The sequence below is a fragment of the Nonomuraea sp. NPDC049655 genome (genome assembly GCF_044465465.1).
Lineage (GTDB): Bacteria > Actinomycetota > Actinomycetes > Streptosporangiales > Streptosporangiaceae > Nonomuraea.
Genome location: NZ_JBITLS010000002.1, coordinates 1 through 22,384, shown reverse-complemented (window position 1 = coordinate 22,384; position 22,384 = coordinate 1). Strand labels below are relative to the sequence as shown.

22 protein-coding genes and 1 pseudogene are annotated in these 22,384 nt (G+C 71.5%); 14 read left to right on the top strand and 9 right to left on the bottom strand.

Annotated elements, in window-relative coordinates; all coding sequences use genetic code 11:
* Positions 1 to 13 precede the first annotated feature (13 nt).
* The 5 genes from ACIBQ6_RS05400 (at position 14) to ACIBQ6_RS05380 (ending at position 3,141) form a co-directional block, all read left to right on the top strand.
* A complete protein-coding gene (locus ACIBQ6_RS05400; protein ID WP_358294771.1) occupies positions 14 to 526 on the top strand; it encodes a VOC family protein in 513 nt (170 codons plus the stop codon).
* 69 nt (positions 527 to 595) lie between these two features.
* Complete coding sequence (locus ACIBQ6_RS05395) at positions 596 to 1,003, top strand: Zn-ribbon domain-containing OB-fold protein (RefSeq protein WP_397210375.1); 408 nt, start codon at positions 596 to 598, stop codon at positions 1,001 to 1,003.
* Positions 1,000 to 2,127 (top strand): thiolase C-terminal domain-containing protein, encoded by a 1,128-nt coding sequence (locus ACIBQ6_RS05390; protein ID WP_397210374.1) that lies wholly within the window; start codon positions 1,000 to 1,002, stop codon positions 2,125 to 2,127. The genes ACIBQ6_RS05395 and ACIBQ6_RS05390 overlap by 4 nt, the downstream gene beginning before the upstream one ends.
* A 114-nt stretch (positions 2,128 to 2,241) precedes the next feature.
* On the top strand, positions 2,242 to 2,493 hold the full coding sequence (locus ACIBQ6_RS05385) for an SCO4226 family nickel-binding protein (protein ID WP_125636368.1): 252 nt from the start codon (positions 2,242 to 2,244) through the stop codon (positions 2,491 to 2,493).
* A gap of 168 nt (positions 2,494 to 2,661) precedes the next feature.
* Positions 2,662 to 3,141, top strand: coding sequence for a hypothetical protein (locus tag ACIBQ6_RS05380; protein WP_397210373.1), 480 nt, complete (start codon positions 2,662 to 2,664; stop codon positions 3,139 to 3,141).
* 23 nt (positions 3,142 to 3,164) lie between these two features.
* Here the strand turns inward: ACIBQ6_RS05380 and ACIBQ6_RS05375 are convergent, their stop codons facing one another.
* Complete coding sequence (locus ACIBQ6_RS05375; protein ID WP_397210372.1) at positions 3,165 to 5,297, bottom strand: acetate--CoA ligase family protein; 2,133 nt, start codon at positions 5,295 to 5,297, stop codon at positions 3,165 to 3,167.
* Positions 5,298 to 5,300: 3 nt separating this feature from the next.
* Positions 5,301 to 6,482, bottom strand: coding sequence for an acyl-CoA dehydrogenase family protein (locus ACIBQ6_RS05370; protein WP_358294759.1), 1,182 nt, complete (start codon positions 6,480 to 6,482; stop codon positions 5,301 to 5,303).
* Positions 6,483 to 6,562: 80 nt separating this feature from the next.
* Between ACIBQ6_RS05370 and ACIBQ6_RS05365 the strand changes: the two genes are divergently transcribed.
* On the top strand, positions 6,563 to 7,174 hold the full coding sequence (locus tag ACIBQ6_RS05365) for a TetR/AcrR family transcriptional regulator (RefSeq protein WP_358294757.1): 612 nt from the start codon (positions 6,563 to 6,565) through the stop codon (positions 7,172 to 7,174).
* Here the strand turns inward: ACIBQ6_RS05365 and ACIBQ6_RS05360 are convergent.
* Both ACIBQ6_RS05360 and ACIBQ6_RS05355 read right to left on the bottom strand, forming a co-directional pair.
* A complete protein-coding gene (locus ACIBQ6_RS05360; protein ID WP_397210371.1) occupies positions 7,161 to 7,985 on the bottom strand; it encodes a MaoC/PaaZ C-terminal domain-containing protein in 825 nt (274 codons plus the stop codon). The two genes, ACIBQ6_RS05365 and ACIBQ6_RS05360, sit on opposite strands and share 14 nt — an antisense overlap.
* Before the next feature lies 1 nt (position 7,986).
* On the bottom strand, positions 7,987 to 8,886 hold the full coding sequence (locus tag ACIBQ6_RS05355; RefSeq protein WP_397210370.1) for an SDR family oxidoreductase: 900 nt from the start codon (positions 8,884 to 8,886) through the stop codon (positions 7,987 to 7,989).
* A 76-nt stretch (positions 8,887 to 8,962) separates the two neighbouring features.
* Here ACIBQ6_RS05355 and ACIBQ6_RS05350 point away from each other — a divergent pair, with 76 nt between their 5' ends.
* The 3 genes from ACIBQ6_RS05350 to ACIBQ6_RS05340 all read left to right on the top strand — a co-directional run bounded on the left by ACIBQ6_RS05350 (position 8,963) and on the right by ACIBQ6_RS05340 (position 12,059).
* A complete protein-coding gene (locus ACIBQ6_RS05350; protein ID WP_397210369.1) occupies positions 8,963 to 10,393 on the top strand; it encodes an MFS transporter in 1,431 nt (476 codons plus the stop codon).
* Positions 10,394 to 10,470: 77 nt separating this feature from the next.
* Positions 10,471 to 10,854, top strand: coding sequence for a thioesterase family protein (locus tag ACIBQ6_RS05345; protein WP_352360768.1), 384 nt, complete (start codon positions 10,471 to 10,473; stop codon positions 10,852 to 10,854).
* 50 nt (positions 10,855 to 10,904) lie between these two features.
* Positions 10,905 to 12,059 carry an MFS transporter gene (locus ACIBQ6_RS05340; protein WP_364336305.1) on the top strand — a complete coding sequence of 385 codons (1,155 nt, stop codon included), beginning with the start codon at positions 10,905 to 10,907 and terminating at the stop codon, positions 12,057 to 12,059.
* Here ACIBQ6_RS05340 and ACIBQ6_RS05335 read toward each other — a convergent pair.
* The 4 genes from ACIBQ6_RS05335 to ACIBQ6_RS05320 form a co-directional block, all read right to left on the bottom strand.
* On the bottom strand, positions 12,054 to 13,562 hold the full coding sequence (locus ACIBQ6_RS05335) for a glycoside hydrolase family 13 protein (RefSeq protein ID WP_397210368.1): 1,509 nt from the start codon (positions 13,560 to 13,562) through the stop codon (positions 12,054 to 12,056). The genes ACIBQ6_RS05340 and ACIBQ6_RS05335 overlap by 6 nt on opposite strands.
* Before the next feature lie 16 nt (positions 13,563 to 13,578).
* Positions 13,579 to 13,959 carry a globin gene (locus tag ACIBQ6_RS05330; protein WP_352360551.1) on the bottom strand — a complete coding sequence of 127 codons (381 nt, stop codon included), beginning with the start codon at positions 13,957 to 13,959 and terminating at the stop codon, positions 13,579 to 13,581.
* A gap of 9 nt (positions 13,960 to 13,968) precedes the next feature.
* Positions 13,969 to 14,856, bottom strand: a complete 888-nt coding sequence (locus tag ACIBQ6_RS05325; RefSeq protein ID WP_387679000.1) for a mechanosensitive ion channel family protein — start codon at positions 14,854 to 14,856, stop codon at positions 13,969 to 13,971.
* A 544-nt stretch (positions 14,857 to 15,400) separates the two neighbouring features.
* The gene (locus tag ACIBQ6_RS05320) at positions 15,401 to 15,685 is read right to left on the bottom strand and encodes a hypothetical protein (protein ID WP_352360547.1); all 285 of its coding nucleotides are present in this window, start codon (positions 15,683 to 15,685) and stop codon (positions 15,401 to 15,403) included.
* 272 nt (positions 15,686 to 15,957) lie between these two features.
* Here ACIBQ6_RS05320 and ACIBQ6_RS05315 point away from each other — a divergent pair, with 272 nt between their 5' ends.
* From ACIBQ6_RS05315 to ACIBQ6_RS05295, 5 genes are all read left to right on the top strand, one after another.
* Positions 15,958 to 17,514: an XRE family transcriptional regulator gene (locus tag ACIBQ6_RS05315; protein WP_397210367.1), complete on the top strand. Its 1,557-nt coding sequence runs from the start codon at positions 15,958 to 15,960 to the stop codon at positions 17,512 to 17,514.
* On the top strand, positions 17,511 to 17,999 hold the full coding sequence (locus ACIBQ6_RS05310; protein WP_358294741.1) for a GNAT family N-acetyltransferase: 489 nt from the start codon (positions 17,511 to 17,513) through the stop codon (positions 17,997 to 17,999). Before ACIBQ6_RS05315 ends, ACIBQ6_RS05310 begins: the two co-directional genes overlap by 4 nt.
* A gap of 385 nt (positions 18,000 to 18,384) precedes the next feature.
* Positions 18,385 to 19,656 carry a DMT family transporter gene (locus ACIBQ6_RS05305; RefSeq protein ID WP_397210366.1) on the top strand — a complete coding sequence of 424 codons (1,272 nt, stop codon included), beginning with the start codon at positions 18,385 to 18,387 and terminating at the stop codon, positions 19,654 to 19,656.
* A 196-nt stretch (positions 19,657 to 19,852) separates the two neighbouring features.
* The gene (locus tag ACIBQ6_RS05300) at positions 19,853 to 21,553 is read left to right on the top strand and encodes a tetratricopeptide repeat protein (protein ID WP_358294737.1); all 1,701 of its coding nucleotides are present in this window, start codon (positions 19,853 to 19,855) and stop codon (positions 21,551 to 21,553) included.
* A 52-nt stretch (positions 21,554 to 21,605) separates the two neighbouring features.
* Positions 21,606 to 22,058, top strand: a complete 453-nt coding sequence (locus ACIBQ6_RS05295) for a hypothetical protein (RefSeq protein ID WP_387679008.1) — start codon at positions 21,606 to 21,608, stop codon at positions 22,056 to 22,058.
* Positions 22,059 to 22,117: 59 nt separating this feature from the next.
* Here ACIBQ6_RS05295 and ACIBQ6_RS05290 read toward each other — a convergent pair.
* Positions 22,118 to 22,384 (bottom strand): annotated as a pseudogene (locus tag ACIBQ6_RS05290) (IS110 family transposase); the annotation flags it as partial.

Here is a 22,384-nt window from a genome sequence, read left to right as displayed (position 1 = left end):
TGAGGAGCCGGGCGTGGACCTGGAACTTGACGGCCTCGACGTGACCTTCGACCACACGGCCGTGGCTGCTCCCCGGATCAGGGACCTGCTGCCGATCTATCGCGACCTGCTCGGCGGTCGCCATCTGGGCGGCGGCGGGGACAACCGGATCAGCGGGTACCGCACGCTGCAGCTCACCTACTCCAACGGGAGCAAGGTCGAGCTCATGGAGCCGCTGACCGGGTCCACGTTCTTCGACAGCTTCTTCGAGCTGACGCGGGGGCGGGGCGGCGTCCATCATCTGAACTTCCACGTCGGGGACATGGACGCGGCCGTCGCCCGGCTCACCGGGCGCGGCTACCGGCTGCACGGGCTCAACCGGGCCGACGTGCGCTGGCAGGAGGTGTTCCTGCACCCCAAGGAGGCGCACGGCGTGCTCATCCAGCTCGCCTGCCCGGGGTTCCGTGACCCGGACGAGGCCCGCCCGACGCTGGAGGAGGTGCTGGCGGGACGCGGCCGCAACGGCGACGGCATCCCCAGCCCCTGAATCGCGGAGGCTTCCCCGGAACCGAACCTAGCTCTAGAGTGCAATTCTAGAACTAGAGTGGGGAGGCCCATGAAACCGGCACCGAAGCCAACGCCCGAGACCCAGCCGTTCTGGGACGGCGCGGCCGCGGGAGAGCTCAGGATCCAGCGCTGTCAGACGTGCGCGCGGCACTACTTCTACCCCCGGCCGAGCTGCCCCCACTGCGGCGGCGGCGACGTGGAGTGGGTGCGCGCGACAGGCCGCGCGACCCTGTACTCGTACGTGATCAACCATCGCCCCGCGCCCGGTTTCGAGGCCGGCGGGCCCTACGCCATCGCCGTCGTGGAGCTGGAGGAGGGCGTGCGGATGATGACCAACATCGTCGGCGTGCCCAACACCCCCGAGAACCTGCCGCTGGACATGGAGCTGCGGGTGGTGTTCGAGCGGCGCGGCGACGTGCACGTGCCGCTCTTCGAGCCCGCGGAGGGCGCCCGATGAACATCGTGATCGCCGGGGCGGCCGAGACCGACGAGATCGGCCGCCTGCCGGACCGCTCCACCTTCCAGCTCCACCTGGAGGCCGCGCGCAACGCCCTCGCCGACGCGGGCATGACAAAACACGACATCGACGGCATCGCCACGGTCGGCACGCCCGGCCCGATCCAGGTCGCCCACGCCCTCGGCATCACGCCCTCCTGGCTGGACGGCACGGGCGTGGGCGGGTCGTCGTTCCTGTTCCACGTGCGGCACGCGGCCGCCGCCATCCGGGCCGGGCTCTGCCGTACCGTGCTGATCACGCACGGCGAGTCGGGACGGTCGCGCGTCGGCGCCGGCCGGTGGGGGCTGGGCGCGGACTCGCTGCTCGGGCAGTTCGAGCTGCCGTACGGGGTGGTCGGGCCGCCGACGTCGTTCACCGTCACGGCGCTGCGCCACATGAAGGAGACCGGCCTCACCCACGAGCAGCTGGCCGAGGTGGCGGTCGCGCAGCGCCGCTGGGCCTCCAGGAACCCGCGGGCCATGTACCGCGACCTGATCACGGTCGAGGACGTGCTCGCGTCCAAGCTCGTCGCCTACCCCTTCCACCTGCTGGAATGCTGCCTGGTGACGGACGGCGGCGGCGCGCTGGTCGTCACCTCCGAGGAGCTGTCGCGCCGCCCGCCGGTGTACCTGCTCGGCTCCGGCGAGGCCATGGACGCGCCGATGGTCTCGCAGATGGAGGACTTCACCACCTCCAAGGGCTTCCGCCTGTCCGGCCGGGCCGCCTTCGCCGAGGCCGGGATCTCCCACGACGACGTCGACCACCTGATGGTGTACGACGCGTTCGCCCACGTGCCCGTCTACGGCCTGGAGGACCTGGGCTTCGTCGGCCGGGGCGAGGCGGGGGCGTTCATCTCCGAGGGGCACACCTCACCCGGCGGCCGGCTGCCGATGAACACCAACGGCGGCGGCCTGTCCTACACGCACACCGGCATGTACGGCATGTTCGCCATCCAGGAGTCGGTGCGGCAGCTCCGGGGCGAGGCCGCGGCCCAGGTGCCGGACGTGGAGGTGAGCGTGGTGCTGGGCAACGGCGGCATGTTCGCCTCCGCCGCCACCCTCGTCCTGGCCTCTCGGTTGCCCTAGGTTCCGCATCCGGCCGTCCGGGCAGGCGAGCCCGGACGGGCCGATGGAACGGGATGGAACGGAATGGAACGCCTCTCCATCGGAAGCGGAAGATCCTGAGAAGAGGAGACGGCGATGCCGAAGTTCATGGACGTGCACAGTGGTTTCGTCGGCGTCACCGAGGAGCAGTTGCGCGAGGCCCACGAGCGGGACCTGGCGGTCGAGGGGGCCGAGGGTGTGCACTTCGAGCGGGCCTGGCTCGATCCGGACTCGGGCAAGGTGTTCTGCCTGTCGTCGGGGCCGTCGAAGGAGGCGGTGATGCGAGTGCACGAGAAGGCCGGCCATCCCACGACGGAGGTCTACGAGCTGCCCATCGAGGTCGAGTAGCCACGACCCGGCCACCGGACCGGTGACGGCCGCCCGCGCTGCTGCGGACGCGGGCGGCCGTCACCGAGACGCCCGGAGCCACGAGGCCCCGGACAAGGCCGCGAAAAACCGTCCGGGCGGGCGCGTCGGGCGCCGGGCCGCGCGCGAGGGCCGTACTAGATTCGTCGGGTGAGCACGGGAGCCGCGCGCGGGGTGGGGCGGTTCGTCAACGGCGAGTCGGTCTACGGGACCATCCTGACGGCCGGCGTCGTCTCCGGGCTCTCGCACTGGATCGCCGACCCGGCCGAGCTGCTGGCGACCGCGATCGGCACGGTCATCGTGTTCTGGATCGCGCACGCGTTCGCCGAGATCGTCGGCGACCGGTCGCCGGACGTGCGCAAGGCGGTGCGGGGCGCGGTGACGCGGTCCACGGGCATGTTGTGGGGGCTGGTCCCGCTCACGGTGATCCTGTGCGTGGCGATGACCGGCGTGATGTCCGTGGACGCGTCGGTGTACCTGGAGATCGGCGTGTCGGTCGTCCTGCTCACCGTGCTCGGCTTCTTCGCGGCCGCGCCCAAGACCGACCGGCTCTGGATCCGGCTGCTCTGCGGAGCCGGCTCGGGCGCCCTGGGAGCCGTGATGATCCTGCTGAAGAGCCTTGAGCACTGAGCAGGAGCGTCCGAGCGGGCAGGTCAGGAGGGCGGCGGGCGCCAGGTGATCAGCGCGTCCAGGGCCTCGACGCGGGAGCCGGTGACCAGGAGCGGGTTGATCTCCAGGGACTCCAGGTCGTCGCCCAGGCTCTCGGCGAACGCGGCGATCCCGGCCACCACGTCGGCCACCGCGTCCAGGTCGGCGGGCTCGGTGCCCCTGGCGCCGTCCAGCAGGGCCGCGCCGCGCAGCTCGGACAGGGCCCGGCGGACCTCGCCGGCGTCCACCGGGAGCACGCGCAGGGCCGCGTCCCGCAGCACCTCCACCCAGACGCCGCCGAGCCCGACCGCCAGGGTGAGCCCCCAGGCCGGGTCGCGCACCACGCCCGCCAGCAGTTCGATCCCGCCGCCGCGCTGCGGCTGGACCAGGACGCCCGCGTCGGGGGCGTGCGCCCGCGCCGCGGCCACCACCTCCCGGTACGCCTGCCGCACCTCCTCCGGGCCGGACAGCCCGAGCCGCACCCCGCCGATGTCGCTCTTGTGCCCGAGCCCTTCGGCGGCGGCCTTGAGCACCACCGGGTAGCCGAACCGCTCGGCCGCGGCCACCGCCGCCGCCTCGTCCGCGGCGATCTCGGACGGCACCACAGGCAGCCCCGCGGCGGCGAGCAGGGCGGCTGCCCGGTGCTCGGCCCACACGCCGTGCGCACCCTCGGGCGCACCCCTGGATGCGCCCCCGGATGCGCCGCTGACCGCCGCCCGCCCGGCCGGGCCGCCGCCGGTCAGGGCCCTGCGGTGGGCCTCCGACCAGCGCACCGCCGCGCCGAGCGCGGTCAGGCCGTGCTCGATCCCGCCCATGACGTACGGGAAGCCGGTCTCCCGCTGCACCTGGCGTCCGAACTCCGTGACGTCGGTCAGCACGTTGCTCACGACCACGACCGGCACCGGCGACTCGGCGATGCGCCGCGCGCTGGCCTCGTACATGGCCAGGACGGGCGCGGGGTCCGCAGGGGCGATCCTGGGCGGTTCGGACAGCAGCATGACCAGGTCGATGCCGGGATCGGCGGTCACCGTCTCCAGCGCGCGGCCGAGCAGGGTGCGGTCGACGAGGACGTAGCCGGTGACGTCGAGCGGGTTCTGCACGGTGCCGAACGACGGCACGATCCCGGCCAGCTTCTCGACCGTGGCCGCGGCGAAGGGCGGCAGCTCCAGGCCCTCGTCCTCGGCCCGGTCCGCGATGATCTCGGACGCGCCGCCGGACGGGGTGACGACGCCCACCCGGCGGCCGGGCAGCGGGCCGGTGGCGGCCAGCAGCCCGGAGGTGATGATGAGGTCCTCCAGCGAGCGCACCCTGATCACGCCGAGCTGGCGCATGGCGGCGTCGATGACGTCGTCGTCGCCCACGAGCGCGCCCGTGTGGGCCTGCGCGGTGTGCGAGGCGAGCCGGCTGCGGCCGATCTTGAGCGCGACGATCGGCTTGCCCGCCGCCAGTGCCCGGCGGGCGACCCGGGAGAACTCGGCCGGGTTCCTGATCGTCTCCAGGAACAGGGCGATGACCCGGGTCGCCGGGTCGTCCACGAGGTAGTCGACGACGTCGGTGACCGTGACGACCGACTCGTTGCCCATCGAGGTCAGCAGGCTGACGCCGACGTTGCGGGCCTGGGCGAAGCCGAGCACCGAGCTGGCCAGCGCGCCGCTCTGCAGCACCACGCCGACCGACCCGCGCAGCAGCGGCTCGGGGATGGGCAGCCCGTACGGGGTCACGTCGGCGGCGGCGTTGATGTAGCCGTTGCCGTTCGGCCCGAGGATGGTCAGGCCGTTCTCGCGGGCGAACCCGGCGATCTCCGCCTCCAGCCGCGCGCCCTCCGCGCCGGCCTCCCCGAACCCCGCCGTGAGGATGACGTAACAGCCGATGCCCAGCTTGGCGCCCTCCTTCAGCACGCCGAGCACGGCGGCCGTCGGCACCATGACGTAGGCCAGGTCGACGGGGGAGGGGATCTCGGTCAGGCTGCGGAAGGCCGGCGATCCGTGCACCACCCCGCCCCTGGGGTTGACCAGGTGGACGGGCCCGGAGAAGCCGTGGGTGCGCAGGTTCAGCAGCGTGCTGACCGACCAGCCCGACTTGTCCGTGGCCCCCACCAGGGCGATCGAGCGCGGGTTGAACAGTGCCTCGACCGACATGGGCTACTCTCCGATCAGGCCGAGCCTGGCGTGGCCCTTGATGAGGTTGCGGGCGATCGTGCGGCGCTGGATCTCGTCGGTGCCCTCGAAGATGCGCAGCAGGCGCAGCTCCCGGTACCACCGCTCGACCGGCAGCTCCTTGGTGTAGCCCATGCCGCCGTGGATCTGCAGCACCCGGTCCACGACCTGGTTGGCCATCACGGCGCCGTTGAGCTTGGCGATGGAGGAGGCGTGCCGGGCGTCCATGCCCTGCTGCACCTGCCAGGCCGCGTGGAGGGTGAGCCACTTGGCCGCCTCGATCTCCACCTGGGAGTCGGCGATCATCCACTGGATGGCCTGGTACTCCGAGATGGTCTGGCCCATCGACTTGCGGATCTTGGCGTAGTCGATGGCCATCTGGAGCATGCGCTCGGCGGAGCCGATGGCACGGGCCGGGATCATGTACCGTCCTTGCCCGATCCACTGCATGGCAAGCTCGAAGCCCTTGCCGAGCTCGCCCAGGATGTTCTCCTCGGGCACCCGCACGTCCTGGAACACCAGCGCCGCCGGCCCCCACTCGCCCATGGTCGGGATGGGCTCGGACGTCCAGCCCATGTCCCGGTCGACCAGGAAGCACGTCACGCCGTGGCCCTCGGCCACCGCGAACACCATGACGAAGTCGGCCTCGCTGCCGCCGGTGATGAACGTCTTCTCGCCGTTGATCACCCACTCGGCGCCGTCGCGGGTGGCGCGGGTGCGGATGTTGCGGGCGTCGGAGCCGGCGCCCGGCTCGGTGATCGCGAAGCAGGACCGCCGTTCGCCCTCGATGGTGGGGACGAGGTAGCGCTGCTTCTGCTCGTCGGTGCCGGCGTAGAGGATGTTGTCGGCGCTGCCGCCGAAGGAGAAGGGCACGAACGTGCGGCCCATCTCCATGGCGATGATCGCGGACATGATCGGGCCGAGCGCCGCGCCGCCGTACTCCTCGGGGGTGTTGATGCCCCAGAAGCCCGACTTCCTGGCCTTGGCGCGCAGGTCGCGCACGACCTCCGGGTCGAGCCCCGGACGCCCTTCGCGCTCGTTGCGCAGGACCTCCGGCTCCAGCGGCATGATCTCTTTCTCGATGAAGGCACGCACGGTGTCGCGGATCTGCCGTTCCTCCGGGCTGAGCGAGAAGTCCACGGCCGCCTCCTGAATTTCTAGAATCATTCTCTAGTACGCGATTCTAACCCCTGCGCGGCACTGGTCAAGAATCAGATTCTAGAATTCGGCGGGATAGAATGCCTGGCATGGCACGCAAGTCCTCGTGGGAGTGGAGCCGTACGGCTCAGACGCGCAAGAGCATGTTGCAGGCGGCCCGTGAGGTCTTCAGCGAGCACGGCTTCGCCGACGCCAACGTCTCGGAGGTCGTGGCCCGCGCCGGCTCCAGCGTCGGCAGCCTCTACCACCACTTCGGCGGCAAGACCGAGCTGTTCCTCGCCCTCTACGAGGACCACCAGGCGGCCCACGAGCAGGCGTCGGCCGCCAGCGTCGCCAAGGCCAAGAAGGAGGGCGTCAGCGACCCCGTCGAGCTGCTGATCGCCGGGGCCCGCGCCTACCTCGACGGCGCCTGGGACCGGCGCGACCTGGTCAGGCTCTTCATCGACGGCGACGGCCCGCCCGGCTTCGAGCTGATCCGCCGCACCCGCGGGCGCGAGTGGGTGCGCCAGAACGCCGTCCTGCTCGGCGCCGGGGGAGACCCCCTCGACCGGTTCACGGTCGCGGTGCTGACCAGCATCATCGGCGAGGCCGCCCGCGAGGTCGCCACCTCCGACACCGAGGAGGAGGCCAGGGAGATCATCGAGGCGGCGATGAAGCTCATCCACCGCCTCGATCCCCTCAGGGGGCTCAGCGACGACTGATCGTCGCCCGGCCGCGGTCGATCACCACCGTCCCGTCGTCCTTGGCGGTGCGGAACAGCACGTCGTCGCCGTCGGCCCAGATGGAGACGGTCAGCGGTTCGCCGGGGAACACCGGGCTGCTGAACCGGCCGGACATCGCCCGGAACCGCGACGGGTCCGACCCGGCGAGCGTGTGCAGCAACGCCCGCCCGGTCACCCCGTACGTGCACAGCCCGTGCAGGATCGGCCGGTCGAACCCGGCCCTGGCGGCGAACTCCGGATCGCTGTGCAGCGGGTTGCGGTCGCCGGACAGCCGGTAGAGCAGTGCCTGGTCCGGCCGGGTCGGGTAGGTCACCTCGTGGTCGGGCGCCCGGTCCGGGACCGCCCACTCGTCGCGGGGCCCCCGGTCGCCGCCGAAGCCGCCCTCGCCCCGGATGAACACCGAGCTGCGCGAGGCGATCACCAGCTCGCCGGTCTCCAAATCCACGGCCCTGGCCTCGGTGGTCACCAGCGCGCCCGAGCCCTTGTCGTAGATGCCGGTCACCTTCGACGTCGTCCGTACGCCGCCCGCGGGCGGCAGCTCGCGGTGCAGCTCGAAGCCCTGCTCGGCGTGGACCAGCAGGGCCGGGTCGAAATCGCCCAGCCGCCGCCCCGGCGACTGCGCCGCCAGGACCGCGAACGTCGGCAGCACCCGCTGCCCCTTCTCGGTGGCGAACTCCAGCTCGTCGAGGCCCGAGCCGACGCCGAGCGCGTACAGCATGGTGTCCTCGGCGGTCCAGGAGCGCTCGTGGGCCGGGCCCTCGACGCCGATCAGCGAGTGGTCGAGCGGCATGTCAGTCCTCCCGCCCGGGGACGCGGCCGTTGGTCAGGGCGTTGGGGGCGGCCTTGTCCACCAGGGCGGGGATGACCGCGCCCAGCTCGGCCGGGTCCCAGCGGCCGCCCTTGTCCACCCCGGGGCCGGCGTGCCAGCCCTCGGCCACGCTGATCATGCCGCCGCGCACGTTGAACACCCGCCCGGTGACGCCGCGCGCCTCGGCGCTGGCCAGCCAGACCACCAGCGGCGCGATGTCGTCGGGGTCGGCGCCGGTCGCCCCGGCCGGGATCAGGTTCTCCGTCATGCGGGTGAGCGCGGCGGGCGCGATGGCGTTGACCGTCACGCCGTAGCGCTCCAGCTCCCTGGCGGCGATCACGGTCAGCCCGGCGATGCCCGCCTTGGCCGCGCCGTAGTTCCCCTGGCCCGGATTGCCGTAGATGCCGGAGGACGACGTCGTGTTGATGATCCGGGCGTCGACCCGCTCGCCGGACTTGGCCCTGGACCGCCAGTAGGCGGCGGCGTGCCGCAGGGGCGCGAACGTGCCGCGCAGGTGCACCCTGATCACCGCGTCCCACTCGTCGGCGGTCATGTTGACCAGCATGCGGTCGCGCAGGATCCCGGCGTTGTTGACCAGCACGTGCAGGTCGCCGAAATGCTCGACGGCCGCCCCGATCAGGCGCTCGGCGCCGTCGAAGTCGGAGACGTCCTCGCCGTTGACGATCGCCTGGCCGCCCATGGCCTCGATCTCGGCCACCACTTCGGCGGCGGCCCCGGACGAGCCGGTGCCGTCCACCTCCGCGCCCAGGTCGTTGACCACCACCTTCGCGCCCTGTCTGGCGAACTCCAGGGCGTGCCCGCGCCCGATGCCCCTGGCCGCACCCGTGACGATCACCACGCGACCTTCGACGATCCCGCTCATCCGACACCTCGATCCTTGACCGGCCGATGATTTGAACTGGATTCTAGTATCAAAATCTAGAAAGGACAGGCCCTTGGTGACGACGACCACCGCTCCCGTCGGCCACGCCTGGCGCACGCTCTCGGTCGTGAGCCTGGCCAGCGTGCTGACCGGGCTGGGCGGCAGCGCGATCAACGTCGCGCTGCCCGAGATCGCCCGGCACACCGGGGCCGACGCCACGGCCGCGGGCTGGATCCTGCTGGGCTTCCAGTTGACCACGACCGTCCTCATGGTGGTGTTCGGTCGCTTAGCCGACATGTTCGGCAGGCGCAGGATGTACCTGATCGGGCTGGCCGTCTACACCGGGGCCGCCCTGCTCGCCGGGCTGGCTCCCGGCGCGTGGGTGATCGTGGCCATGCGGGTCGTGCAGGCCGCCGGCGCCGCGATGTTGCTCACCAACAGCGCCGCCCTGGTCAGCGACGCCTTCCCGCGCGAGCGGCTGGGCGAGGGCATGGGCGTCTACGTGGCCTCCTTCTCCATCGCCGGGCTGATCGGCCCGACGCTCGGCGGCGTGCTCGCCTCGAACCTGGGCTGGCGCTGGGTGTTCTGGTTCAACGTGCCCATCGGGGTGGTCTGTCTGGTGTGGGGCGCGCTCACGTTGCGGCGGGTCGAACCGGCCGGGCGCGAACGCGGGCTCGACCTGCCGGGCAGCGTGCTCGTGCTGGTCACGCTCGGCGGGCTGCTGCTGGCGTTGTCGGAGTTCGGCAGGCTGGGGTGGGGGCATCCGGTGGTGGCCGCCGGGCTCGCCGCGTTCGCCGTGGGGTTGCCGCTGTTCGCAGCCAGGGAGCGGCGGGCCGCCCATCCCGTGGTGGACCTGCGGCTGTTCCACGACCGGGCCTTCGCCTTCGGCACGCTCGCCTCCTTCCTCAACGCCGTCGCGCGGATGGGCATGGTCTTCCTCGTCGCGCTCTACTTCCAGGCCGTGCGGGGGGACGATCCCGTACAGGCCGGGCTGAAGGTGCTGCCGTTGGCGGTGGCGGCCATGGTCGCGTCGGTGACGTCGGGCTTCCTCCAGCGGCTGACCAGCGCGCGCACCCTCGCGGTGGCCGGGGCCGCCACCACGAGCTGCGGCCTGCTGGCGCTGCTCGGCACGATGTCGGCGACCACCCCGTACCCGGCGGTGGCCGCCGGGCTCGTGCTCATCGGCCTCGGCTCGGGCGTCTTCCTGCCCTCCAACACCACCGCCATCCTGGACGGCCTGCCCTCCGAACGCCTCGGCATCGTCAACGCCATGCGCCTCATGCTCCAGAACACCGGCAACGTGGTCGGCACCGGCCTGGTGCTGTCGATCATCACCGCGCCGCTGCCCGCCGCGCTGCACCGGCGCGTCTTCGCCGGAACCCTGTCGCAGCTCTCCGGCGACGCGGTCGGCCTGCTCGTGACCGGTTACCGCTGGGCGCTCACCTGCATGGCCGCGATCTCGGTGCTGACCGTGCTGGCCTGCCTGGCCCGCCGCAAGGCCCGGTGACCGGCCGGCCGGACGGTACGGGTACCGTGGCGGACGTGGCAGAACCCTCCCCGGCGCACCGGCACGTCTTCCTCCGCATGGTCAGATTCGCCGACATCGACTCCCAGGGGCATGTGAACAACGTGCGCTTCCTCGACTACCTGGAGGACGCCCGCTTCGGCATGTTCGCGATCGATCCGGTCAGGGCGGGCGAGGCGCCCTTCGGAGGGCTCGTGGTCACCCGCCACGAGATCGACTACCGCCGCCCGCTGGGCCTGCGCCCCGAGCCGGTCAGGGTCGAGACCTGGGTCACCCAGCTCAGGCCGGTCCGCTTCACCCTGGCCTACGAGATCCGCGACGACGACGAGGTCTACGCGACCGCCACCTCGGTGATCGTGGCCTACGACGTCGAGCGGGCCGCGCCGCGCCGGCTCAGCGAGGACGAGCTCGTCCTGCTCAAGCGTTACTCGGCCCAGGGCTGACCGCCCTGGAACCGCAGCCGCCCTCCGGTCCGGGCAGGAAGCGCTGGCTGATGCTCGCACTGGGGGTCAACGCCCATGCGAGCGTCACTTTAGGACTGTTCGGCCTGCCTCTCGTCATGCCGGAAATTGAGCGACATTTCGGTGTTCCGCTGGCAGTGGCCGGAGTCATTGGAAATGCCCCGGGAATCGGTGTTCTGGTGGCGCTCGTCGCCTGGGGCGCGCTGGCCGACCGGCACGGCGAGCGCCTGGTGCTCGGCATCGGCGTGAGCCTGGCGGCCGTGCTGCTCGCCGCCGTCGCCTTCGCCGGGCCCGCCTGGGCGGTCATCGCGCTGCTCGCGCTGGCGGGCGCGGCCGGCTCGGCGGCCATGGTCGGCGGCGGCCGGATCGTCCTGCGCTGGTTCCAGCCGCCCGAGCGCGGGGTCGCCATGGGCCTGCGCCAGGTGTCCTACACCCTCGGCATGGCCGTCGCGGCGTTCGTGCTGCCGCCGGTCGCGCGGGCGCACGGGCTGCCCGGCGTGCTGCTCGTCTGCTCCGCCGTGAGCCTGCTGGCCGCCGTCCTGGCCGCGCTGTTCCTGGCCGAGCCGCCGCACTCGATCGCCGGGGGGAGCGCGGGGCCGGCGCGGTCGCCGTACCGGCAGCCGGCGCTGTGGCGGGTGCACGCGACCAGCGGGCTGCACGCGGTGCCGCAGATCGTGGTCAGCACGTACGGCGTCACCTGCCTGGTCGGCCTGTACGGCTGGGACGCCGTGGCCGCCGGCCAGCTCTTCGGCCTGTCGGCCGTCGCCGGGGCGGTGGTCCGGGTGGCCGTCGGCCGCTGGTCCGACCGGGTCGGCCTGCGGATGCGTCCCCTGCTGCTGCTCACCTGCGCCTGCCTGGCCGTGCTCGCCCTGCTGGTCGTGGGCACGGCGACGGACAGCCTGCTCGGCCCGGTGGCGCTCGCCACGGCCTCGGTGCTCACCGTGTCCGGCAACGGGCTGGCCTACCTGAGGGCGGGCGAGCTGGCCGGCCCCGCCTGGGCGGGCAAGGTGCTCGGCACCCACAACACCGTCCAGAACGTCGTCGCCCTGGGGGTGACGCCGCTGGCCGGAGCGCTGATCACCGGGACGGGGTACTGGGCGGCGTACGCGGCCGGCCTGGCCTGCGCGCTGGTGTCGCTGCCCGTCATCCCCGTCCGCGGCGAGCAGCGGGCCGGTTCCCGGTCATGACTCCCGGCGCAGCCACACGGCGGTGTCCGGCGGCAACGTCCCGGCCTGGACGGGGCCGCTGGACAGCAGCACCGCGTCGTGCGCCGGCAGCCGTAGGGGCTCCATCCCGCAGTTGATCGCGCAGATCAGCGGACCCCGGGAGAAGAAAAGCGCTCCCTCGGGGGAGTCCAGCCACTCCAGGGTGTAAGGAATCACACCCGCCAGCTCGCGGCGGCAGGCCAGGGCCCGGCGGTAGAACTCCAGCGTCGAGTCCGCGTCGCCCTCCTGCTTCTCGGCCGTCAACTCGGCGAAGGCGGCCGGCTGCGGCAGCCAGGGCCGCACGCCGGGTGGCGAGAACCCGTAGGAGGGCGACTCCGCCGACCACGGCAGCGGCACCCGGCAGCCGTCGCGGCCCGGCAGCTTGCCCTCCGACTGGAAGAACACCGGGTCCTGCCTGGCCTCGGCCGGCAGGTCGGTCACCTCGGGCAGGCCCAGCTCCTCGCCCTGGTAGAGGTAGGCCGAGCCGGGCAGCGCCAGCATCGTGAGCAGCGCCGCCCTGGCCCGTGCCAGGCCCGTGCCGGGATCGGCGGTCCCGTAGCGGGTGCGATGGCGTACGACGTCGTGGTTGGACAGCACCCAGGTGGCGTACGGGACCGAGGCCAGGGTGTCGTCGATCACCTTCTTGAACGCGGTCGGCGACCACGGCGCCTGCAGCCAGGCGAAGTTGAAGCTCTGGTGCAGCTCGTCCGGGCGTACGTAGAGGGCGAGGTCCTCGGCGCTGTCGGTCCAGACCTCGCCGACGGCCATGCGCTCACCGGGGTAGGCGTCCAGCACCTTGCGCCAGTCGCGGTAGACGCCGTGCACCTCCGGCTGCCCCCAGACCGGCGAGACCGACGTGAACGACTGGTCGCCGACGTCGGGCAGCCCCTCGGCCTTGTACAGGCCCATCGCCACGTCGATGCGGAACCCGTCCACGCCCTTGTCCAGCCAGAAGCGCAGGACGTCGAGGAACTCCGCGTGCACCTCGGGGTTGCGCCAGTTGAAGTCGGGCTGTTCGGGGGCGAACAGGTGCAGGTACCACTGCCCGTCGGGGACCTGGGTCCATGCCGGGCCGCTGAACGTGGACTGCCAGTTGTTGGTCGTGTCGCGGAAGATGTACCGGTCGCGCTTCTCGCCCCGCAGCGCGGCCTGGAACCAGGGGTGCTCGGAGGAGCTGTGGTTGGGGACGATGTCCACCAGCACCTTCAGCCCGTGCCCGTGGGCCTCGGCCACCAGCGCGTCGAAGTCGGCCAGCGTGCCGAACAGCGGGTCGACGCCGCGGTAGTCCGCCACGTCGTAACCGCCGTCGGCCATCGGAGAGGGGTAGAACGGCGTCAGCCAGATGGCGTCGACCCCCAGCCTCCTCAGGTACGGAATCCGCTCCCGCACCCCGGCCAGGTCGCCGACGCCGTCTCCGGAGGCGTCGGCGAAGCTGCGAACGTAGATCTCGTAGACGACGGCATCACGCCACCAGGGGATATCCATGTGGGCGTCATGCCCGTTATGTCGGCGAGTTCACCAAGCTGTGGGCCGCATAGACCAGATAGTCCCAGAGCCTGCTCGCCTGATCGTCGGGCAGGCCGAGCGAGTCGACCGCGTCACGCATGTGCCGCAGCCAGGCGTCGCGCTCGGCCTCCCCGATCACGAACGGCACGTGCCGCATGCGCAGCCGGGGATGACCGCGCTCCTGGCTGTAGGTGTTGGGGCCGCCCCAGTACTGGATCAGGAATCCGCGCAGCCGGTCCTCGGCGCCCGTCAGGTCGGGCTCGGGGTAGAGCGGCCGCAGCAGGGGGTCTTCCGCGACACCTTCGTAGAAACGGTGGACGAGGCGGCGGAAGGTCTCCTCGCCGCCTACGGCGTCGTAGAAGGAGGTCTCTGTCACGTTCTCACCTTATGCAATGGCGACCATGGGGATTCCGGCGGAGTCCAGGGCGGCCTTCACCCTGAGCCGGATCTCCCGGGCGACCTCGGCCTGGCGGGAGGGCAGCGTCTTGGCGGTGATGCGGAACACCAGCGCGCTGTCGGAGAGCTGCTCCACGCCGTACACCTGGGGCTCCTCCACGATCACGCTCTCGCGGAACTCGGGGTCGGCCCAGATCTCCTCGGCCACGATCTCCAGCGCCGCGCGCACGGCGGTGATGTCGGCGTCGTAGGCCACCGGGACGTCGAAGTAGGCCCGCGACCAGCCCTGCGACTCGTTGCCGACGCGGGTGATCGTGCCGTTGCGCACGTACCAGACGCGGCCGTCGGCGTCGCGCAGCCGGGTGACCCGCAGGGTGACCGCCTCGACGGTGCCCACGGCGGCGCCCGCGTCGATCACGTCGCCCACGCCGTACTGGTCCTCCAGCAGCATGAACATGCCGGCGATGAAGTCCTTCACCAGTTCCTGCGCGCCGAAGCCGATCGCGACGCCCAGGATGCCGACGCTGGTCAGCAGGGGGGCGATGGGGATCGTCAGCCGGTCGAGCACGGTCAGGATGGCGGTGCCGAGGACGACGATGGAGGCGATGTGCTTGAGCACCGACCCCATGGTCTCGGCCCGCTGCTTGCGGCGCTCGTGCAGCAGCGCGTCGATGCCGTCGGTGGCCGCGTTGCGGCGGAACCTGTTGGTGAGCGAGCCGCCGGTGGCCGCCCGGTTCACCACCTTGGTGATCAGCCGGTGCGAGATGTTCCGCACGACGAACCCGAACACCAGGATCAGGACGATGGTGATCAAGCTGGCCAGCAACGGCGCCCATGACACGTTGCCCAGCCAGTCGACCAGGGGACCACAGATCACCGTGTCACCTTGACAGGCTTGCGCCATCTGCGAGCTCACTTTGTCCAAGTCCTGCACGAGCGACGACTCTGCCGGCGTGGGCGTAGGCGATGGCCCTGATGTCACCAACAGGAACACTGGGTGGATTCCCCCTCAGGAAGCGGTTCGGTCAGCGGCAAATCAGTCCAATTGGATCTAAAAATACCGCTGACCGAACCGGCCGCCGTCACATCACGCCGGGGAAGACGGGGTCGCCCGGTCTCTGGGCCGCGGAGGGAGAGACCGGACGCTCCGATGACGGTCGGCTCGGACGGGCCACACACCCGGAAGCATGGCCCGTTCCGGTTCCAAGGGGGGAGGTGATCCCCCCGGCACCCGGCGGGCGCACCCGCCGGGCTGATCTGCGCGCACGGGCGTGCGCCCGTGCGAAGGGGCTGGAACCGGCGGGACGATCAGGGGCCCGGCAACCCGGACGCCCTCCGCACCGATCGTCCCGCCGGCCCCGCGGGGCCGCCGTGGGGGCGGTGACCCGTGGTGGCTGCGCTCCACCCGGATCACCGCGTGGTCACTCTCCCACCGCGGCGAGCACGCGTGCGACCTTGGTCGCGGCACCGGCCGGGTCGTCGGCCGTGTGCATGGGTTCGCCCCAGGACCAGCAGTACCACCAGTCGGGAAGGTCCGAGGCGTTCGCCGGCCGGCAGGTGACGTTCTCGGACAGGCTCGTCGCCTTCGGGTTGATGACGCGTACGAACTGCCGGCCGCTCTGGGTCTGGACCACTCGTGCGAGCAGACCGCGAGCGCCGAGCTCGGATACGAGGCGCTGCAGATGTCCGATCTTGTCGTCCGTCACCTTCTCGTCCTCCTTGGGAATCGTTGCTGGTGGGCCAAACATGGCTCAAGTCAACAGCACACGCAACGCCACTCTGCTGATCACAGGGAGTGGCTATTCCCTCATGGGTTGTAAGAAACAGTCCCTCGGAGGACGATCCTTAACCGTAGGCTTGATGAGCACGTTTCCAAACAGCCCTCACTGCTTCATAGTCATCTCTAGGCGAAGAGCTACCTGAGGGCTACGCTGAGTCACCAGTCTTGACGGGTCGAGACATCGGGAGAGGGGCCGGGATGTCCGGCAGGCAGCACAGGGAAACGGAGATCGCCCGGCGGATCAGGGCCAAGGGCCTTGCCACCGGGCGCACCTCCGCCCAGATAGCTGAAGAGATCCACGAGGCGTGCTCGCCGCAGTTCAGCACGACCCGCATCAAAGCGCACCGCCTGTCCTACGGCATCGCGCTGGCGGACGTGATCGAGCAGGTGCGCGCGTTGTTCGAGCGCGACGCCAAGGCGCCGCCGGGCATCGGCGAGACGTTGCTGTCGGCGTACGAGAGCGGGCTCAAGCGGCCGGGCCCCGAATACCTCCACTACCTGTGCTCGGTCTACCGGGTCGAGCCCATCGAGCTCGGCTTCGACGGGCCCTGCATCTGCGGCCACGGCCACCGGATGCCCGGCGTGCTCGGCGAGCCCGCCAATCGGCTGCAGGGGTCGGCGTCGCTCCCGCGCGACCTGGTGATCCATCCGATGACCGTCGAGGCCGACGCCCAGGAGGACGAGAACATCCTGCGGCGCACGTTGTTAAACCTGCTCGACACCGACGTCTCGTTCAAGCAGCAGTTCGACGGGCCGGTGCTGGGGGCGTGCGAGGGCATCCGGCGGCGGATGGACGAGACGCTGGTCTCGGCCACCGTGTCGGGCGGCATGCTCGACCAGTGGGAGGAGGCGACGCTGGCCTTCGGCCGCCAGTACACCACGACGCCCCCGCTGCGGCTGCTGTGCGACGTGCTGCTGGAGCTGAGCGCGGTCCGCACGGCGTTGTCCAGGCGTCAGCCGATCGACCTCCAGGACCGGTTGTGCCGCATGGCCGCGCAGCTGGCCGGCCTGAGCGGCATGGTGATGATCAACCTGGGCGACCACCGGCTGGCGCGGTCGTTCTTCCGCACCGGCCGCATCGCCGCCGACGAGACCGGCGACCGCGCGCTGCGGGCCTGGATCACGGCCAGGGAGTCGCTCGTCCCCCTCTACTACGGCGACGCCCGCGAGGCGCTCAACCTGGCCAAGAAGAGCCGCGACCTGGCGGGCGCCACGCCGTGCGTGGCCCAGGCGATGGCGCCGGTCGTCGAGGCGCGGGCCCTGGCCATGCTCTCGGGCACCGACAGCAAGAAGGAGGTCGTCGACCAGGCCAAGCGCGCGCTGGCCCGGGCCAGGAGCGCTTTCTCGCACATGAAGAGCGAGGAGCAGGAGGACATGGCCTTCGGCTACACCGAGAAGCAGCTCTACTTCTACCAGGGCGACGTGCTCACCAAGCTCGGCCAGACCATCGAGGCCGAGGTGGTGCTCGACCAGGCGCTCGGCAAGTACGAGGACCACGTCCTCGATCAGACCCTGATCAGGCTCGACCAGGCCCAGTGCCGCCTCCTGGAGGGTGACATCGACGAAGCCCTACAAATAGGTACGAACGCCTTGCGCAATCTGGGGGATGAATACCTTACGGACCTCATCATCCGCCCAGCGCTCGCGTTGGAGCAGCAGATCATGAAAAAGAACGACAAACATCAGATGCTGGCTGAATTCAGCGCCCAGCTGCGGCGTCGGAAGTTGGCCCAGAAGGAAGGGAGCGGTGGATGACGTTGAAGATCCGGCGGTACCGCTGGTCCGATCTCGACACCATCCTCGCGCTGCACCGGATCTGCCTCGCCGAGGTGGGTCTCCAACCCGGCGACGGCGTCTACTACGACGACGACTTCCCCCGCATCCAGGAGATCTACCTGGCCTGCGGCGGTGACTTCATCGTGGGCGAGACCGGCTCGCGGGTGGTCGCCATGGGCGGCCTGAAGCCCGTCGACCGGGAGACCGCCGAGGTGTGCAGGCTCAGGGTCCATCCCGAGTTCCAGCGGCGCGGCTACGGCGGCGTCATGCTCTCGGCCCTCGAAGACCGCGCACTGGAGCTCGGCTTCAGCAGCCTGCGCGGCGACACCACGCTCAACCAGGGCGCGGCCCTCGCGCTGTACGCCCGTCAGGGCTGGCGTGAGCTGTCGCGCCGCCAGGTGGGCGACCTCGTCGTCATCTACGGCGAGAAACGGCTGGCGCGCACGCCGGCCATGGAGCTCTAGCTCCGGCGACGACGCCGCGGTCCGACGCTTCCGGATCCGGCGGCCACGCCCCATCCCCTCCTGGGGCCATGGCTTGTTTCCCCTTTCCGCCCCCGCGGCGTTCCTGCGACCTCTACGCTCAGGCGTGACCACACCGCCGCGCGATGATCGCAGAGAGTGACGATCTTCGAGGTGAGGCATCGGCCCGTTCGCACGGTACGCGCACGCGTCCGTACGCAGTGCGAATGTGGAGAGCTCGGCCGTACCGGGCAGTAACCGCAGAAAGAGCTGTTTTCGCCGCCGCCGGTATGGATGTTTCGGGCCTGGAGTGAGGGTCTTAACTCCAAGTGGAACAGTAACCTCACCGGCTTCGCCGCGTGCTCTGGCGAATGCATTTAGTAGTGGCATGCTCTGCTCCATGGCAGGCATGCCCGCTCCCCGACCCCTCCTGGGAGCCGTGCTTCTGTTGTTCGTCAGCGCCGCTTGGGGGTCGGCGTTCCCGCTGATGAAGGATCTCATTCTCCGGTTACCGGTCGAGGATCTGCTCGCCGAGCGGTATCTCATCGCCGCGGTGACGCTGCTCGCCATCCGGCCGGGCTCGCTGCGGGGGCTGTCGCGCCGGACGTGGGTCAACGGGCTCGTGCTGGGGCTGCTGTTCGGCGTGGGGCAGACCGCCCAGGCGCTGGCGCTGCACAGCCTGCCCTCGGCGGTGTCGGGGTTCGCCGTCGGGTGCAGCGTGGTGATCACTCCGGTCCTGGCCCTGGTGATGTTCAGGAGCCGGGCGCCGCGGCGGGTGTGGGCCGGGGTGGTGCTCGCCATGGCGGGGATGACCGTGTTCACGCTGCTGCGCGGGGTCGAGGACCACGAGGTCTCGCTGCTCGCGCTCGGCGTCACGCTCACGGCCGCGGCGCTCTACTCGGCCCACACGCTCATGCTCGCCGAGCTGTCCAAGAAGGGCGAACGCTTCCACGCGTACGCGCTGACCACGATCCAGCTGTTCACGATCGGCATCCTCACCGGGGGCTTCGCGCTGCGCGGCGGGATCACGCTGCCGTCCAGCCTGCCCGACTGGGCGATCCTGGCGCACCTGGCCGTGGTGTCGTGCGCGCTGGGGTTCCTGGCCCGCTCGTACGGGCAGAAGCACGTGCCGGCCGTGCCCAGCGCGATCATGATGTCCTCGCAGCCCCTCTGGGTGGCCGCCATCGCGGTGATCTGGTTCCACGAGCAGGTGGGCTGGAGCATGGTGATGGGCGGCGGGCTGATGGCCGCGGCGATGCTGCTGGCCCTGCCCGAACGGGCGGCCGGGGGAAAAGTGAGCCGGCCGGGCAGGCGCGACCTGCTGGAGGTCTCCCGCCGTGCCGCGCTGGTGCTGGCCGACCTGCGGATCAAGCGTGAGGACCGGCTGCGGTTCGAGCCGGGGCCGGCGCCGTTCATCGCCAAGAGCGCGTGCAAGGACGTCGAGGCGTGCCCGTGGAACGCCCACGCGCTCAAGGGCGGCGGGGAGCCGAGCCTGGAGCGGTTGATCGAACGGGCGACCGCGATCGTGCGGGCCAAGAAACTGCCCGGACCGGGCTGCTGCCAGTCCGTCACGCTGGTCGGTCGGTGCCTGTGCACGTTGATGGAGGAATCGGAGCAGGCGCGGGTGGCGGCGGTCGATCATTGGTTTCGGTCTCAATAGGCTGCGGGACGCACCCAAATGCCAGGTGCTTCTTATTCGTTAAACCGCCACTTATTCACCATAAATCTTGATATCCGGTTGGGTGTCCGAATAATGGATAGTCACACCCATCGGAGAGGCACGTCATGAAGCGCATCGTCGTCCGTAAGCCAGGCACCGCGAGGCTCGCAGGGACCGCAGGCGTCATTCACAAGGGGTGACCGAGGACAGGTCCCACCTCAGCGTCCAGGGCGGCCCACCCGCCCGATGGGGGGCCGTGCGGCTGCTGATGCCGGTCATCGACGCGCATCGCCGGCCGCGCGGCCCCTACACCGTGGGCGCCGCGCTGCTGCGGCACCTGGTGCCGGACGCCCCGCGCGAGCTGGTCGCGGCCCACGACATCGAGATCCGGGCGGTCGCGCCCGAGCTGGCCGGTCAGGTGCCCGTCCGGCGGACGACCATCGACGCCGGGCTGCCGGACGAGGAGCGCATCCTGGTGCCGGCGCCGCGCCGTACGCTGAGGCTGGCCAACGGGATCGCCGAGTTCGTCCGTGCGGCCGTGCGGCCGGGCGCGAGGCTCGCGGTGTGCAACGGCGCGCACGCCGACCCCACCGACACCGAGCTTCTCGACGTCCTGACCCGGCGGGTCCCGGCCGGCACGCTGGCCGTCACGGTCTACGCCGAGGGCCCCGAGCCGCCTGCCGACGAGCGCGGCGCCGACGAGCTTTGGGCCCTGGTGGACCGCTGCATGCGCGAGGGCTTCCTGCACGCCGCGGCCGAGCTGGGGCGGCTCGGCCTGGCCCGGACGGAACCGGGGGAGCCTGCGTGGTGGCGCTTCGCCCAGCGCACCGCCACCGCGCTCGGCGGGCTCGGCCGCGTCCAGGAGGCGCGGGAGCTGTGGGACCGGGCCCGCGCGGCCAGCCAGGACCCGGTCGTGCACGCCGCCGCCGCGTACGGCACGGCCATGCTCGACGCCCGCCACCCCGACCCGGCGCAGCGCGACCTGGGCCGGGCCCGCCGCTGGCTCAACGAGGCCATCGCCATCTCCGGGCTGCTGCCCGACCCCCTGGAACGGGCCTTCAAACTCGGCTTCGACCGCAACGGCTTGGCCCTGGTCGAGCTGCGGCACGGACGGCTGGAAGCCGCGCTGTCGCTGGTGGAGTCGGCCGTCGAGCTGGCCGGCGAGCTGGGCGACCGGCACCCGCTGCACCGGATGGTGCTGCTGACCAACCGCGCCCAGCTGCTCGGCGCGCTCGGCCACACCAAGGAGGCTCTGGAGGACTACACCGCCGCCATCGCCCTGGACCCCGGCTTCCCCGACACCTACCTGGAACGCGGCAACCTGCTGTTCCGCCTGGGGCAGCCGGAGGAGGCGCTGGCCGACTACGAACGGGCCATGCGGGCCGGGCCGCCGCTGCCCGAGGCGTACTACAACCGGGCGGAGCTGCGTACCGTGCGGGGCGACGTGGAGGGGGCGCTCGCCGACCTCGGCACGGTGATCGAGCTGGACCCCGGCTACCTGGACGCCTACGTCAACCGCGCCGGGCTGCTGGCGGCGGCGGAGCGGGACGAGGAGGCCAGGGCCGACGTCACGGCCGGGCTCGCCCGCGCGCCGGAGAACCCGCACCTGCTCACCGTGCTCGGCCAGCTGGAGACGGCGGCGGGCCGCTTCGACGAGGCCGCGGCGGCCCTCGACCTGGCCCTGGAGCGCGCCCCCGAGCTGGCCGCCGCCTGGGGCAACCGGGGCGTGCTGCGTTACGCCACGGGCGACGCCGAAGGCGCGCTCGCCGACCTGACCCGGGCCGTCGAGCTGGACCGGCAGCCCGACCTGTACGCCAACCGCGCCGTCGCCCTGCGCGCCCTGGGCAGGACCGCCGAGGCGGAGGCCGACGAGCTCCGCGCGGCCGCCTCCTCCTGACAGCGGCCTCCTCCTGACAGTGGCCTCTTCCTGCCAGTGGGACGATTAATGCATGACGGGGCGTATTGGGCGAGCCGCGGGGGTGTGCGGGGCACTGGGGGTCTTGTGGTGGGCCACCGCCCGGCTGGCGTGGGCGGGCGTCGGCTGCGCCGACTGGGACTGCCTGGCCCCGGCCCTCGGCACGCTCCTGGCGATCAGCCTGGTCATGCTCGCCGGAGCCGCGTACGTGCTGGAGCGCGTGGACGTGCGGCCCGCGCGGCGCGCCGCCCTGGTGGCCGCCGGGGCGGCGGTGGCGTTCTGGGCGGCCGGGAAGCTGCTGCCGTCGGTGCCGTACACCGCCGCGCAGGCCGTGGGCGCCGCGGTCGTGTTCGCCGGGGCGGGGGCCGTCGCGGCGTTCGTGACCGGGCCGGGGCTCGCGTTGCGGTGGCGGGTGCTGATCGCGCTGGCGCTGGCCGGCGTGCCGTGCGGGGTGTTCGCCGTGCTCTGGTTCGGGCTCGGCGGCTGACGCCCCGGCCCCGGGACCGGCGGCCCCGTGCCGGGTCAGACATCCCTGGACGTTGAGTGTCAAGCGGTGAGGTCGTAGTCGTGGTGTGACCAGGCGGTTGCTTGGTCGTAGTGGCTGTGGGTTTTGAGGCAGCCGTGGAAGATGCCGACCAAGCGGTTGCCGACTTGGCGCAGGGCGGCGTTATGGCTGATGTCGCGGGCTTTGAGCTGGTCGTAGTAGGCGCGGACTGCACGGTCGTGGAGGATGGCGCAGGACGCCTGGAGATGGAGGGCGTCGACGAGCCGGTCGTTGTGAACGAACCGGGCCTGCACGACCCGTGTCTTGCC

What these genes read in the sequence shown, in the direction of transcription:
- ACIBQ6_RS05310 (WP_358294741.1), top strand. Translation starts at nt 17,511, where the DNA reads ATGACGTTGAAGATCCGGCGGTACCGCTGGTCCGATCTCGACACCATC.
- ACIBQ6_RS05390 (WP_397210374.1), top strand. Translation starts at nt 1,000, where the DNA reads ATGAACATCGTGATCGCCGGGGCGGCCGAGACCGACGAGATCGGCCGC.
- ACIBQ6_RS05385 (WP_125636368.1), top strand. Translation starts at nt 2,242, where the DNA reads ATGCCGAAGTTCATGGACGTGCACAGTGGTTTCGTCGGCGTCACCGAG.
- ACIBQ6_RS05360 (WP_397210371.1), bottom strand. Translation starts at nt 7,985, where the DNA reads ATGCCGCTCGACCACTCGCTGATCGGCGTCGAGGGCCCGGCCCACGAG.
- ACIBQ6_RS05375 (WP_397210372.1), bottom strand. Translation starts at nt 5,297, where the DNA reads ATGTCGGTCGAGGCACTGTTCAACCCGCGCTCGATCGCCCTGGTGGGG.
- ACIBQ6_RS05315 (WP_397210367.1), top strand. Translation starts at nt 15,958, where the DNA reads ATGTCCGGCAGGCAGCACAGGGAAACGGAGATCGCCCGGCGGATCAGG.
- ACIBQ6_RS05365 (WP_358294757.1), top strand. Translation starts at nt 6,563, where the DNA reads ATGGCACGCAAGTCCTCGTGGGAGTGGAGCCGTACGGCTCAGACGCGC.
- ACIBQ6_RS05305 (WP_397210366.1), top strand. Translation starts at nt 18,385, where the DNA reads ATGCTCTGCTCCATGGCAGGCATGCCCGCTCCCCGACCCCTCCTGGGA.
- ACIBQ6_RS05395 (WP_397210375.1), top strand. Translation starts at nt 596, where the DNA reads ATGAAACCGGCACCGAAGCCAACGCCCGAGACCCAGCCGTTCTGGGAC.
- ACIBQ6_RS05370 (WP_358294759.1), bottom strand. Translation starts at nt 6,482, where the DNA reads ATGATTCTAGAAATTCAGGAGGCGGCCGTGGACTTCTCGCTCAGCCCG.
- ACIBQ6_RS05340 (WP_364336305.1), top strand. Translation starts at nt 10,905, where the DNA reads ATGCTCGCACTGGGGGTCAACGCCCATGCGAGCGTCACTTTAGGACTG.
- ACIBQ6_RS05355 (WP_397210370.1), bottom strand. Translation starts at nt 8,886, where the DNA reads ATGAGCGGGATCGTCGAAGGTCGCGTGGTGATCGTCACGGGTGCGGCC.
- ACIBQ6_RS05335 (WP_397210368.1), bottom strand. Translation starts at nt 13,562, where the DNA reads ATGGATATCCCCTGGTGGCGTGATGCCGTCGTCTACGAGATCTACGTT.
- ACIBQ6_RS05345 (WP_352360768.1), top strand. Translation starts at nt 10,471, where the DNA reads ATGGTCAGATTCGCCGACATCGACTCCCAGGGGCATGTGAACAACGTG.
- ACIBQ6_RS05295 (WP_387679008.1), top strand. Translation starts at nt 21,606, where the DNA reads ATGACGGGGCGTATTGGGCGAGCCGCGGGGGTGTGCGGGGCACTGGGG.